At 61.9% G+C, this 12340-nt stretch carries 11 protein-coding genes; 3 read left to right on the top strand and 8 right to left on the bottom strand.

Translation table 11 applies throughout. The features are described 5' to 3' along the window. Nucleotides 1–23: 23 nt before the first annotated feature. On the bottom strand, nucleotides 24–1799 hold the full coding sequence (gcl, locus tag FEM01_RS15040) for a glyoxylate carboligase (RefSeq protein WP_138220272.1): 1776 nt from the start codon (nucleotides 1797–1799) through the stop codon (nucleotides 24–26). 256 nt (nucleotides 1800–2055) lie between these two features. Between gcl and FEM01_RS15035 the strand changes: the two genes are divergently transcribed. Next, nucleotides 2056–2496: a GlcG/HbpS family heme-binding protein gene (locus tag FEM01_RS15035; protein ID WP_138220271.1), complete on the top strand. Its 441-nt coding sequence runs from the start codon at nucleotides 2056–2058 to the stop codon at nucleotides 2494–2496. An 87-nt stretch (nucleotides 2497–2583) separates the two neighbouring features. On the opposite strand, the gene FEM01_RS15030 is transcribed toward FEM01_RS15035, so the two are convergent. Next, the gene (locus FEM01_RS15030; protein ID WP_138220270.1) at nucleotides 2584–3195 is read right to left on the bottom strand and encodes a TetR/AcrR family transcriptional regulator; all 612 of its coding nucleotides are present in this window, start codon (nucleotides 3193–3195) and stop codon (nucleotides 2584–2586) included. Nucleotides 3196–3328: 133 nt separating this feature from the next. Between FEM01_RS15030 and FEM01_RS15025 the strand changes: the two genes are divergently transcribed. Continuing rightward, nucleotides 3329–4243, top strand: a complete 915-nt coding sequence (locus FEM01_RS15025; protein ID WP_138220269.1) for a DUF808 domain-containing protein — start codon at nucleotides 3329–3331, stop codon at nucleotides 4241–4243. Nucleotides 4244–4276: 33 nt separating this feature from the next. Here FEM01_RS15025 and FEM01_RS15020 read toward each other — a convergent pair whose 3' ends face one another. Then, the gene (locus FEM01_RS15020) at nucleotides 4277–6220 is read right to left on the bottom strand and encodes an LTA synthase family protein (RefSeq protein WP_138220268.1); all 1944 of its coding nucleotides are present in this window, start codon (nucleotides 6218–6220) and stop codon (nucleotides 4277–4279) included. A gap of 173 nt (nucleotides 6221–6393) precedes the next feature. Between FEM01_RS15020 and FEM01_RS15015 the strand changes: the two genes are divergently transcribed. After that, nucleotides 6394–6684 carry a hypothetical protein gene (locus tag FEM01_RS15015; RefSeq protein WP_240791758.1) on the top strand — a complete coding sequence of 97 codons (291 nt, stop codon included), beginning with the start codon at nucleotides 6394–6396 and terminating at the stop codon, nucleotides 6682–6684. Between the two features lie 65 nt (nucleotides 6685–6749). On the opposite strand, the gene FEM01_RS15010 is transcribed toward FEM01_RS15015, so the two are convergent. The 5 genes from FEM01_RS15010 to FEM01_RS14990 form a co-directional block, all read right to left on the bottom strand. After that, entirely contained in the window at nucleotides 6750–7532 is a 783-nt protein-coding gene (locus tag FEM01_RS15010) for an outer membrane protein OmpK (protein ID WP_138220267.1), read from the bottom strand. Nucleotides 7533–7883: 351 nt separating this feature from the next. Next, the gene (locus tag FEM01_RS15005; protein ID WP_138220266.1) at nucleotides 7884–8669 is read right to left on the bottom strand and encodes an outer membrane protein OmpK; all 786 of its coding nucleotides are present in this window, start codon (nucleotides 8667–8669) and stop codon (nucleotides 7884–7886) included. 134 nt (nucleotides 8670–8803) lie between these two features. Then, nucleotides 8804–10159 (bottom strand): nucleobase:cation symporter-2 family protein, encoded by a 1356-nt coding sequence (locus tag FEM01_RS15000; protein ID WP_138220265.1) that lies wholly within the window; start codon nucleotides 10157–10159, stop codon nucleotides 8804–8806. Between the two features lie 150 nt (nucleotides 10160–10309). Continuing rightward, on the bottom strand, nucleotides 10310–11638 hold the full coding sequence (locus tag FEM01_RS14995; RefSeq protein WP_138220264.1) for a urate hydroxylase PuuD: 1329 nt from the start codon (nucleotides 11636–11638) through the stop codon (nucleotides 10310–10312). A gap of 188 nt (nucleotides 11639–11826) precedes the next feature. Then, nucleotides 11827–12330, bottom strand: a complete 504-nt coding sequence (locus FEM01_RS14990) for an ureidoglycolate lyase (protein ID WP_138220263.1) — start codon at nucleotides 12328–12330, stop codon at nucleotides 11827–11829. Nucleotides 12331–12340: the final 10 nt, after the last annotated feature.

Here is a 12340-nt window from a genome sequence, read left to right as displayed (position 1 = left end):
CAAGGTGCGGGGGCGTCGGGCGATCAGTCCAGCAGCGAGATGGCGGTCGGCGCGTCGTTGCCGACCAGGGCGAGGTCTTCGAACTCGTTGACTGCGTTGATCTCGGTGCCCATGGAAATGTTGGTGACGCGCTCGAGAATCACCTCGACCACCACCGGTACGCGGAACTCTTCGGCCATCTTCTGCGCCTTGAGCAGGGCAGGGCCGATCTCGGCGGGTTCGAACACGCGGATGGCCTTGCAGCCCAGACCTTCGACCACGGCGACGTGGTCGACGCCATAGGTGGCCGCGTCGGTGGCGTTGATGTTCTCGAACGCCAGTTGTACACAGTAATCCATGTCGAAGCCACGCTGGGCCTGACGGATAAGCCCCAGGTAGGCGTTGTTCACCAACACGTGGACGTACGGCAGGTTGAACTGCGCACCCACTGCCAGCTCTTCGATCATGAACTGGAAATCGTAGTCACCGGACAGCGCGACCACCTTGCGTTTCGGGTCGGCCTTGACCACGCCCAGCGCTGCCGGGATGGTCCAGCCCAGTGGGCCGGCCTGGCCGCAGTTGATCCAGTGGCGGGGCTTGTACACATGCAGGAATTGCGCACCGGCGATCTGCGAAAGGCCAATGGTGCTGACGTAGCAGGTGTCCTTGCCGAACACCTGGTTCATTTCTTCGTACACGCGCTGCGGCTTGACCGGCACGTTGTCGAAGTGGGTCTTGCGCTGCAGAGTGGCTTTGCGCTGCTGGCAGTCTTCCAGCCAGGCTTTGCGGCACTTGAGCTTGCCTGCGGCCTTCCATTCGCGGGCCACTTCAAGGAACACCTCCAGCGCCTTACCAGCGTCGGAAACGATACCCAGGTCAGGGGTGAACACACGGCCGATCTGGGTTGGCTCGATGTCCACGTGCACGAACTTGCGGCCTTCGGTGTAGACGTCGACGGAGCCGGTATGGCGGTTGGCCCAGCGGTTGCCGATGCCGAACACCAGGTCGGACTTGAGCAGGGTAGCGTTACCGTAGCGGTGCGAGGTCTGCAAGCCGACCATGCCGACCATCTGCGCGTGGTCGTCCGGGATGGTGCCCCAGCCCATCAGGGTCGGGATCACCGGCACGCCGGTCAGCTCGGCGAACTCGACCAGTTGATCGCTGGCGTCGGCGTTGATGATGCCGCCACCGGCCACCAGCAGTGGGCGCTCGGCGTCATTGAGCAGCGCCAGGGCCTTTTCGGCTTGCACGCGGGTGGCGGACGGCTTGTGCACCGGCAGTGGCGCGTAGGCGTCGATGTCGAACTCGATCTCGGCCATCTGCACGTCGAACGGCAGGTCGATCAGCACAGGGCCTGGGCGACCGTTGCGCATTTCATAGAAGGCTTTCTGGAACGCATAAGGCACTTGGCCTGGTTCCAGTACGGTGGTGGCCCACTTGGTCACCGGCTTGACGATGCTGGTGATGTCGACGGCCTGGAAGTCTTCTTTGTGCAGGCGCGCACGGGGTGCCTGGCCGGTGATGCAGAGGATCGGGATCGAGTCGGCCGAGGCGCTGTACAGACCTGTGACCATGTCGGTGCCGGCAGGGCCGGAGGTGCCGATACACACGCCGATATTGCCTGGATTGGCGCGGGTGTACCCCTCGGCCATGTGCGAGGCACCTTCGACGTGGCGAGCGAGGACGTGATCGATGCCACCGACTTTTTTCAGGGCCGAGTACAGCGGGTTGATGGCGGCGCCCGGAATGCCGAACGCAGTCTCTACACCTTCACGGCGCATGACCAGAACGGCTGCATCGATTGCTCTCATTTTGCTCATGATTTGTGCCTCATCGATTTTGTAATTGTATACAACTTTCGTTGCGACAGAGTGTATTCATGCTTTGTGGTAAAGGTCAATCCATTTTCGTCGGCGGGCTGGACTGGGCAGTCGCGCCCCTAAAGGGCGGCATTTCGTCGCAGTTGGTGGGTTTGATTTAAAAAATTGTATACAAGAATGTGTTTTTTTGTGTTCTATTTGTTGATCGGTTTTCAACTGCCCTCAGGGCTTCTCACAACAAGAAGAGGACCTTTTCATGAACGCATTGACCCTTGATGTCGCCGTTGCTGTGGTGAACGCTGCACTGGCTGCCGGTCGCACGATCAACGCTGCCCCGTTGACCGTGGCGGTACTGGATGCTGGTGGGCATTTGCTGGCCTTACAGCGCGAGGATGGCGCCAGCCTGCTGCGTCCGCAGGTGGCCATCGGCAAGGCCTGGGGCGCGGTGGCCCTGGGCAAGGGTTCGCGCCTGCTGGCGCTGGACGCGCAACAGCGCCCGGCGTTCTTCGCCGCGTTGAACGGATTGGGCGAGCGGCCGGTGGTGCCGGCGCCGGGTGGGGTGCTGATTCGCGATCAGGCGGGCAAGGTGCTGGGAGCGGTAGGGATCAGCGGGGATACGTCGGATATCGACGAGCAGTGTGCGATCAGTGCGATCGAGGAGGCAGGGCTGACGGCGGATGCCGGTGCAGCGGCCTAAGCCCTGCGCGCTTCTAAAGGCAATTGCAAACCCCTGTAGGAGCGGCCCCGTGCCGCGATGGGCTGCAACGCAGCCCTATTGGTCCTGTCAGGCCGCCTCAGGTTCGCAGCCCTTCAACACCAGCCGAATGATGGTTTCGGCAGCGGCTTCATAATCGCTGTCGGCCAGTTTGGCCTTGCCGGTGATCACCGAAATCTGCCAGTCGAAATCAGCGTAGGTCTGGGTCGCCGCCCAGATGCTGAACATCAGGTGGTGTGGGTCCACAGGCGCGATTTGCCCGCGTTCGATCCAGCGCTGGATGCAGGCGATGTTGTGGTGTGCCTGTGCGTTGAGCTGCTCCACTTGGCTTGGCGAAAGGTGCGGGGCGCCGTGCATGATTTCGCTGGCGAAGACTTTCGAGGCGTGCGGCAGGTCGCGGGAGATCCGTACCTTGGAGCGGATGTAAGCGCTCAGCACTTCCTTGGGGTCGCCTTCGGCGTTGAACGGCGTGGAGGCCTGCATGATCGGCGCGATGATGCTTTCGAGCACCTCGCGGTACAGGTTGTCCTTGGACTTGAAGTAGTAATACACGTTCGGCTTGGGCAGGCCCGCCTTGGCCGCGATGTCGCTGGTTTTGGTGGCGGCGAAGCCCTTGTCGGCGAATTCTTCACTGGCCGCGCGCAGGATCAGCTCCTTGTTGCGCTCGCGAATGGTGCTCATTGTCAGGGGTCTTCCTCGTGTCTGGCCCCCTGCAAACGGGGTCTGGCATGGTAGCACCGGCCCTGATCGCCGCTCAAGGCAGGGTCTTTGGGCTAGAATCGCGACCATCCGAACACACTGGAAACATTTCGACATGGCAGGCAGCAACTTACTGGTACTGATCGACGATATCGCAACGCTACTCGACGATGTTTCGCTGATGACCAAGGTGGCGGCGAAGAAAACCGCTGGCGTGCTGGGCGACGACCTGGCCCTCAATGCCCAGCAGGTCACCGGTGTACGTGCCGAGCGGGAGATCCCGGTGGTGTGGGCGGTGGCCAAGGGCTCGCTGTTGAACAAGGCGATCCTGGTTCCGGCCGCACTGCTGATCAGTGCGTTCATTCCCTGGGCAGTGACCCCATTGCTGATGGTGGGCGGCGCCTACTTGTGCTTCGAAGGTTTCGAGAAGCTGGCGCACAAGTTCCTGCACAGCAAGGACGACGACGATGCCCAGCACTCGGCGCGCAAGCAAGCCCTGGCCGATGCCAGCGTCGATCTGGTCGCGTTCGAGAAAGACAAGATCAAAGGCGCGGTGCGCACCGACTTCATCCTGTCCGCCGAGATCATCGCGATTACCCTGGGCACCGTGGCCGATGCGCCGCTCACCCAGCAAATCATCGTACTCTCGGGTATCGCCGTGGTCATGACCCTGGGGGTCTACGGCCTGGTGGCGGGCATCGTCAAACTTGACGATCTGGGGTTGTGGATGACGCAGAAGGCGTCGAAGCTCAGCCGTCGTATCGGCAATGGCATCCTGCGCGCGGCGCCGTACATGATGAAGAGCCTGTCGGTGATCGGCACGGCAGCGATGTTCCTGGTCGGCGGCGGCATCCTGGTACATGGCATCGCGCCGTTGCACCACGCCATCGAAGTGTTTGCCGACGGGCGCGGTGGCGCGTTGACGGGGGCGTTGCTCAACGCGGTGGCCGGCGTGGTCGCGGGTGCCGTGGTGCTGGCAGTGGTCAGCGTTGTCGGCAAGCTGTGGAAGGCGATTCGCCCGGCACAGTGACCGGGCGAATCGCGTGGGGCGACTGGCCTGCCTTCAGGGGGTGAGCGCCACCCCTTTATCCTGCGGCTTCCACGCCAGCAGCCCCTGGCTGAAGCCGTGGGCTGCACTCTGGTAATAAGCGATTGCCCGGCGTACTAGCGCATTATCGTTCCCGACACTGCGCTCGTGGCTGTTGCCCAGCGCATCTTCATGCACGCGCAGCTCGCCCCGTGGGCTGAGGATGGCCAGGTCCTTGCCGTCGAACAGCCCCAGATGCTGGTAGTTGCCGATCAGCACCCGTGGCGGCAGGTTATCGCCCTTGAGCAGGTCACGGCCGAAGAAGGTCGAGGTGTAGCTCAGGTTCAGCAGGCCTAGCAGGGTTGGGGCCAGGTCGATCTGGCTGGCCAGGGTCGGGTTCTCGCCCGGCTCGACCAGCTTCGGTGCGTAGATCCACAGCGGAATCTGGTAGTTGCGCACCGGCAGGTCTTCCTTGCCGGCGCTGCCGGCGGTGTGGTCGGCGACGAACACGAACAGGGTGTCGTCGAACCACGGCTTGCCCTTGGCCTCTTGCAGGAACTGGGCGATGGCGTAGTCGGTGTATTTCACCGCGCCCTCGCGACCGTCACCAGAGGGGATGTCGATGCGTCCGTCCGGGTAGGTGTAGGGGCGGTGGTTGGAGGTGGTCATCAACTGCAGGAAGAACGGCTTGCTGGCAGCATGATCGAGGTCGGCCAGCTTGAGCGCCTGGCGGTACAGGTCCTCGTCGGCCATGCCCCAGGCGTTCTTGAAGCTGATCTCGCTTTCGTCGATGCTGCTCTGGTCGACGATGCGGTAGCCATTGCCGCTGAAGAACGCGTTCATGTTGTCGAAGTAGCCACGCCCGCCATACACGAATACCGGGTCGTAACCCACCGCCGCCAGTTGCTGCCCGAGGCTCGCATAGCCGCTTTCACGGCCGATGCGTTTGACGATCGAGCGTCCAGGGGTGGGCGGGATCGACAGGGTGATAGCCTCCAGGCCACGGTCGGTGCGGGTGCCGGTGGCGTAGAAGTTGTTGAAGTACAGGCTTTTCTGGCGCAGCGCGTCGAGGTTGGGGGTGAGGTTGCCTGGCCCGCCGTTGCTGCCCATGTACTTGGCACTGAAGCTCTCGATGGTCACCAGGATGATGTTGGGCGTGCGCTGCGGGCCGTTGGCGCTGATGTGGTGGCGGATGTCCTGGGGCTCGCGGCGGTCGAAGCGGGCGTTGGCGGCGGCGAGTTCGCGCTGCATCTGCGCGCCGACCTCCTCGGCACCGAGCGTGGCGTAGAACTGGCCATAGTCCAGCTCGTTGTTACGGAAGGCGGCGAAGAACTGGTACGGGCCATTGCTGGCCAGTTCGCGCTGATAGGCATTGCCGTCGGTGCTGCGTGGGAACTGTTGGTCGACCAGTACCAGCAGCACGGCGCACAGCGCAGCCAGTGCGCTGGCCCCGGCCAGGCGCTGGCGTGGTGTGGCGAGTGGCGCGGACAGGGCCTTGAGCAGCGGTTTGCGCAGCAACAGGCTAAGCAGTGCGGCGGCCACGGCCAGGCCGCCGAGCAGTGTCGGCAGCGGATAGGACTCGCGAATGTTGTCCAGCACTTCCTTGGAATACACCAGGTAGTCCACGGCGATGAAGTTGAAGCGCACGCCGAACTCGTCCCAGAACAGCCATTCGGCCGCGGCGACGAATAGCATCAGGAACAGACTCGCGGTCAGCACACCTTGCAGCAGCGCACGGTGCACGCGCGAGTGCCACAGCGAGGCTGGACACAAGGCCAAGTACAGTCCAAGTGGCAGGGCGGCATAGGCGAGGAAGGTCAGGTCATATAGGGCGCCGGTAAAGAACACGGCCAAGTAGTTGCCGCTGAATTCTTCGGCGTGGGCAATGAGTAACGCGCCACGGGTAAGTAGGAAAATGCTGAACCAGACAGAGCAAAGTAACAGCAGAAAGCGCCAGGGGGCGTGCAGAGGTGCGCGCATTGAGATTCGCCTATGTCCTTATTGGGGTAAGAAAAGGCAAGCAGAATAACGGCGAGTTCGCAAAAATTTTGTCAAAATTTTGCTGTCGGCAGACAGAAAGTTCCTGTTTATAGTGCCGGATTTTTCGGGTGGCGAAGAGGCGCTGCTCATGTTCGGTGCTTTATTGACTTACGATGTCTATCACCTGGCGTTGTACGTGCTGTCGGCGCTGGGTTGGGGTGCCCTGGGGGCTGCGCCATCTCTTGCACGGCAGTGGGCGCGGGGCGCTGCTGCGTTGCTGTGGCCTGTTCGGGGTGGCCTTGTTGTTCAACGGCGTGATGTTGTTGCTGGATATTCAGCGGGTGTTGGAACACGGCCAAGTCGTGAGCGTGTTGCTGATCGGTGGGGGACTGGTGCTGGGCGTGTTATTGCTGATGGGCAGGGCGGGGGTTCTTGTGGGTAAGAAAAGTCTAAATTCGCTGTAAGTAAATTCTTACGATATTGAAAGAAACAGCGCCTTTCATAAAAAGGCGCTGTTTCGTTAGACCGATCAGAAGTGCACTTTGACCAGGAAACTCATGGTGTTCTGGTCGGTGGTGAAACCGTCACTGTCCTTGATCCCGTACTTGTTTTTCCAGTAGTCGTACTCGACACCCACATACAACTGCTTCTCGCCCAGGTGCAGGGCCTTGCCCAGGTCGTACTTGATCTGCGGGTTGAAGTGCAGGTTGGCCTGGTAGGTGCCGTGGCGGTTTTCGTCGTTGTCCACCACCCAGTCCATGAAGCCGTCGATCAGGATATCGGACGAGCCGACCGGCAGGGTGTAGGACCATACCGGGGTGATCTGCCAGACGTTGTCGCCGGCGCGGCTGCCGTCGGTGGTGCGTTGATAGAAGTTCAGCTGGAAGTAGTCGAAGCCTGGGAGGTCCAGGTCGAAGCCTGGGCCGATCAGGTAGGATTCGGTGTCACCCTCGCCGAACTCGTAGGTCATGGCCAACAGCACGTCCTTGACCGGGCCGAACTCCAGCTTCTGGTCGAAGATCTTGCCGAACGAAAGGCGTGGGCTGATCTCGCCGTAGTAGGTGTTCGGGCCGTTGCCCTCGTCTTTCTTGCCTTGGTAGAAGATCTTGTCGACGAAGAGGAAGTTGTCGCCGTACTTCCACGCATCGGCGTGTTCGAAGGTGACGGTCTGCTGGATCTGCGGGTTGACCTTGAAGCCCTTGCCCCACAGGTAGGTGAGGCTGTTGTTCTGCCACTGCAGCAGGTCGTCGGCTTGGCTGGCGCCGCAGGCCAGCAGGCCGCCGGCGAGGATCAGGCTATTGATGATGCGCATTGCGTGTGTCGCTCCCTTGATGTGGATCTGTTGTCAGCGCTCGGGCGCTGTTTTTGTCTTTTGAGTCAGCTTTTTTCGATTGGCCACAGCTGTTTGGCAAGAGCTGCGCCAACTTTTCCGGGTTGGGCGCAACCATCCTGCTCGACGGCTTTCTGAACGGATGAAATGGGTGTTTCAGGCTGGCAACACGTTGGCCAACCGCCCGAATTCATTGACTGAGCGGTCAGCAAACGCGGGCAGGATCCGTCCTGCCCCGATCGAGGGGGCGCGCAGATTACTGGCTTGCGCGCCGGTCCTCAAGTGCTCCTTCCTGGAGCGTCATGCTACAAACTTGTGCGACTGGTCAGGTTGTTAAAAATGAACCTTGACCAGCGCGCTGGCCACGCTTTGGTTGCTTTGCAGGTTGCCACGGCTGTCGATGCCGTATTTGTCCTTCCAGTAGCTGTATTCGAAGCCGACGTAGAGCTGCTTGGCGCCGATGTTCAGGGCCTTGCCCAGGTCGTACTTGACCTGTGGGTTGAAGTGCAGGTTGGCATGGTAGGTGCCGCGGCTGTTCTGGTCGTTGTCCGGTACCCAGTCCATGTAGCCGTCGATCAGGATGTCGGACTTGCCCACCGGGAGGGTGTAGGACCAGCCGGGGGTGATCTGCCACACGTTGTCGCCGGGGCGTGGCCCTTCGGTGTTGCGCACGTAGAAGTTCAGGGTGAAGTAGTTGAAGCCGGGGATGTCGAGGTCCAGGCCTGGGCCAATCAGGTAGGCTTGGTTGTCGCCCTCGCCACGCTCGTAGGTCATGGCCAGCAGCACGTCCTTGACCGGGCCGAGGGCCAACTTGCGGTCGAGGATCTTGCCGAACGACAGGCGTGGGCTGAACTCGCCGTAGTAGGTGGTGACGCCTTTGCCTGGGTCGGCCTTGCCGTTGTAGAAGATCTTGTCGATGAACAGGAACGTGTCGCCGTACTTCCACTTGTTGGCGTGTTCGAAGGTGATGGTCTGCTGGATATCGGGGTTGACCTTGAAGTCCTTGCCGTACAGGTAGGTCAGGCTTTCGCCGTGCCACTGCAGCCATTCGCCTGCATGCGAGGGGAGAGTGGCCAGCAGGCTGCTGCCCAGCAACAGCGATGTGGTGATGCGCTTCATGTGGTGATTCCCGGACTTATTGTTTTTGTTAGCGGTTTTTTCGGCGCGCAGGCGCCCCGGGCGGCCCATTCCGGCGGGCCGACGGTGTCGTTTGCGTGGCTTGAGCGGGGCGGCAGGTGTCGCCCCTTACAGGCTCAATGCGGGTGGCAGGCGTCGTTGTGCACGGCGCGCTCGGCTCCCCCAAGGATGTTGAACAGCAGGTTCAACACCAAGGCGCTGAGGGTGGCCATGGCGATGCCGCTGTGGGTGATGGGCTCCATCCATTGCGGCATCTGCGCGAAGAACTCAGGGCGCACCACCGGGATCAGCCCGAAACCGACGCTGACCGCGACCAGCAACTGGTTGCGCCGATCGCTGATGTCCGCTTCCTGGAGAATCTTGATCCCGGTGGCGGTGACCATGCCGAACATGGCGATGGACGCACCGCCCAGTACCGCAGGCGGAATCGAGGCGATCAGGAAGGCGGCCTTGGGCAGCAGGCTGAGCAGGATCAGCAGTCCCCCGGCCATTACCGTGACGTAGCGGCAGCGTACCCCGGTCATCTGTACCAGGCCGATGTTCTGCGCGAACGAGGAGTGGGTGAAGGTGTTGAAGAACCCGGCGATGAACGACGCACCGGCATCGCACAGCAGGCCGCGCCGCAGCATCCCCGGGGTCACTTCGCGATGGGTCACCTTGCCCAGGGCCAGGAACATGCCAGTGGACTCGACGAAGATGATCACCACCACCAGGCACATCGACAGAATCGGCGCCAGGCTAAAGGTCGGCATGCCGAAGTGCAGCGGCGTGACCACTTGCAGCCATGGCGTCTGGTCCAGGCCCGAGAGGTCGACCATACCGATGGAGCCGGCCAGCACATAACCCAGGCCCATGCCCACCAGCACCGACACGTTGACCCAGAAGCCGCGCATGAAACGGTTGATCAGCAGGATCACTGCCAGCACCAGGCCTGCGACCATCAGGTAGATTGGCGAGCCGAAGGTCTCGGCCTGTTGACCGCCACCGGCCCAGTTGACTGCCACCGGGAACAGCGACAGGCCAATCGAGGTGATGACCGTGCCGGTCACCAGAGGCGGGAAGAAACGCACGACCTTGGACATGAACGGCGCGATCAGCATGCCGAAGAACCCGGCGGCGATGGTCGCGCCGAAGATCCCCTGCAAGCCGACACCGGGCATGCCGGCCATGGCCACCATGCTACCGACCGCCGCGAAGCTGGCGCCCATCATTACCGGCATGCGGATGCCGACCGGGCCGATACCGAAGGATTGAATGATCGTGGCAACGCCGGCGACCAGCAGGTCGGCGTTGATCAGGAAGGCGATTTCCTCGCGGGACAAGCCCGCTGCTTGGCCGATGATCAGCGGCACGGCGATGGCGCCGCCGTACATCAGCAGAACATGTTGCAGACCTACCAGGATCAGCTGGAACAGGGGCAGGGGCTGTCGCGGCGGCGCAACCGGAATGTACGCCTTGGGTGACTCGGACATGCAGCACCTCGAGTTTTGTTTTTATTCTCGGAGCCAAGCGGCAAGCCCCAAGCGGCAAGCTTCAGGAAAAAGCTTGGATTCCCGCCTTGGAGCCTGACACTCGATGCTTGCTTGTTGCTGACTACTCGCAGCGTGAGACTTGCAGCTCGATCAATTGACCTGGGCGCCCTTGGCGATCCAGTCGCCGACCAGCTTGCGTTCCTCGGCGGTCATCTGGGTGATGTTGCCCAGCGGCATGATCTGGCTGGCAACCGCTTGCGCCTGGATGCGCGCGGCTTGGGCCTGGATCTGCTGCGGGGTGTCGAACATCACGCCGGCAGGCGCTGCGCTGAACAGTGGGCTGGTCGGCTTGGCCGAGTGGCATACGGTGCAACGCTCCTGAATGACGTTGTGGATCTTGTCAAAACCAGCGCCCGACGCCTGGGCGCTGGCCTGGGCAGGTGCCTCGGCGGTAGCGGCAGGGGCCTGGGCGGCCTTGGCAGCTTCCTCGGCGCGCAGTTCGGCGGCGCTCTTGCCACCCACGGCGGTGGCTGGCAGTGGCTGGTACTCGATCTTCGCGGCGGCCTGCTCTGGGGCGGTCGGCAGCGGCTTGGGGCCGGTGACGTAGGCCAGGCAGATCATCGCCAGGGCGCCGACCGGTAGGGTCCAGGCGTACTTGTTGCTGTCGTGGCGGGTGTTGAAGTAGTGGCGGATCAGCACCGCAGCCACTGCGATCCCGGCCAGGATCAGCCAGTTGTACTGGCTGCCGTAGGTGCTCGGGAAGTGGTTGCTGATCATGATGAACAGCACCGGCAAGGTGAAGTAGTTGTTATGGCGCGAACGCAGCAGGCCCTTGGCCGGCAGGACCGGATCGGGGGTGGTGTTGTTCGCGATTGCCGCTACCAACTGGCGCTGGGCCGGCATGATGATGCGGAACACGTTGCCGACCATGATGGTGCCGATGATCGCACCGGTGTGCAGGTAGGCGCCGCGGCCGCTGAACACCAGGCTGAAGCCGAAGCACGCCGCGATGATCAGTACGAACAGTACGCCACCGAGCAGGGCCGGTTGCTTGCCCAGGGGCGAGTCGCACAGGAAGTCGTAGATGAACCAGCCGGCGACCAGCGAGCCAATACCGATGGCCACGCCTTCGGCACCGCTCAGGCTGCTGCCAGGGGCCAGCAGGTAGAGCGTCGGGTTCCAGTAGAACACCACGCACAGCAGGGCGATCCCGGACATCCAGGTGAAGTAGGCTTCCCATTTGAACCAGTGCAGGTTCTCGGGCATCTTCGGCGGCGCCAGCTTGTATTTTTCAAGGTGGTAGATACCACCGCCGTGGATGGCCCAGAGGTCACCCGACAGGCCGTCGCGCGGATTGCTCCGGTTCAGGTTGTTTTCAAGCCAGACGAAGTAGAACGATGCGCCGATCCAGGCGACACCGGTGATCATGTGAACCCAGCGAATGCTCAGGTTCAGCCATTCGTGAAGGTGTGCTTCCACAGTATGTACCTCTCGCCAGTCACCGCGCGGGGATTGCACGGACGACGCCTATGCTGCGATCAAACCAGGTCGAAAACCGGCGTCGAATGCGCATCTGCAACCTGCAAATGGCGCGTTCTCGCGTGTTTTCGCCTTGCCCGATCGCGGCTCGAGGCCTGTCGTACAGCCCCTTGGATGACCGACCTTTCTTATTGGTGGGGATTGAGGATCAACATCTGTTCCTCGGGGAAGTAATGCTCATCGCAGTTGTTACCGGAACCACTGCGATCAACCACCAGGAAGTCATCCCGCTTTTCGATCGTCAGCACCGGATGGTGCCAGACGCCGCGATGGTAATTAACGCCCTGCCTGCCATTACTGCGGAAGGCTCGGACCAAGCCTGATACAGGTGCATCGCCAACCGGCGCGACCACGATCAGAAAGGGGTTGCCGAGCAGCGGGATGAAAGCCTGGCTGCCCAGCGGATGGCGTTCCAGCATGCGCACGGTCAGCGGCATGTCCAGCGCGTCGGCGCGGAAGATGCTGATGATCGCCTTGTCTTCAGGCTCGGCGGTTTCGACCGTGGCGAGCTTGTGAAAGCGCATGGTCGAGCCGTTGTTGATCATGAAGTGGTCGCTGCCATCGGTTTCGATCACGTCACCGAACGGGGCGAAGGCTTCTTTGGTCAGGGGCTCGATCATCAGGGTGCGCATGCGGTTATCT

This window comes from Pseudomonas mosselii (assembly GCF_005796105.1).
Classification (GTDB): domain Bacteria; phylum Pseudomonadota; class Gammaproteobacteria; order Pseudomonadales; family Pseudomonadaceae; genus Aquipseudomonas; species Aquipseudomonas mosselii_C.
The sequence above is the reverse complement of the archived record's forward strand: the minus strand, read 5'-3'. Positions and strand labels throughout refer to the sequence as shown.

Excerpts from the sequence above, each read along its gene's own strand:
- gcl (WP_138220272.1), bottom strand. The coding sequence starts at position 1,799 with ATGAGCAAAATGAGAGCAATCGATGCAGCCGTTCTGGTCATGCGCCGT.
- FEM01_RS15035 (WP_138220271.1), top strand. The coding sequence starts at position 2,056 with ATGAACGCATTGACCCTTGATGTCGCCGTTGCTGTGGTGAACGCTGCA.
- FEM01_RS15030 (WP_138220270.1), bottom strand. The coding sequence starts at position 3,195 with ATGAGCACCATTCGCGAGCGCAACAAGGAGCTGATCCTGCGCGCGGCC.
- FEM01_RS15025 (WP_138220269.1), top strand. The coding sequence starts at position 3,329 with ATGGCAGGCAGCAACTTACTGGTACTGATCGACGATATCGCAACGCTA.
- FEM01_RS15020 (WP_138220268.1), bottom strand. The coding sequence starts at position 6,220 with ATGCGCGCACCTCTGCACGCCCCCTGGCGCTTTCTGCTGTTACTTTGC.
- FEM01_RS15015 (WP_240791758.1), top strand. The coding sequence starts at position 6,394 with ATGTCTATCACCTGGCGTTGTACGTGCTGTCGGCGCTGGGTTGGGGTG.
- FEM01_RS15010 (WP_138220267.1), bottom strand. The coding sequence starts at position 7,532 with ATGCGCATCATCAATAGCCTGATCCTCGCCGGCGGCCTGCTGGCCTGC.
- FEM01_RS15005 (WP_138220266.1), bottom strand. The coding sequence starts at position 8,669 with ATGAAGCGCATCACCACATCGCTGTTGCTGGGCAGCAGCCTGCTGGCC.
- FEM01_RS15000 (WP_138220265.1), bottom strand. The coding sequence starts at position 10,159 with ATGTCCGAGTCACCCAAGGCGTACATTCCGGTTGCGCCGCCGCGACAG.
- FEM01_RS14990 (WP_138220263.1), bottom strand. The coding sequence starts at position 12,330 with ATGCGCACCCTGATGATCGAGCCCCTGACCAAAGAAGCCTTCGCCCCG.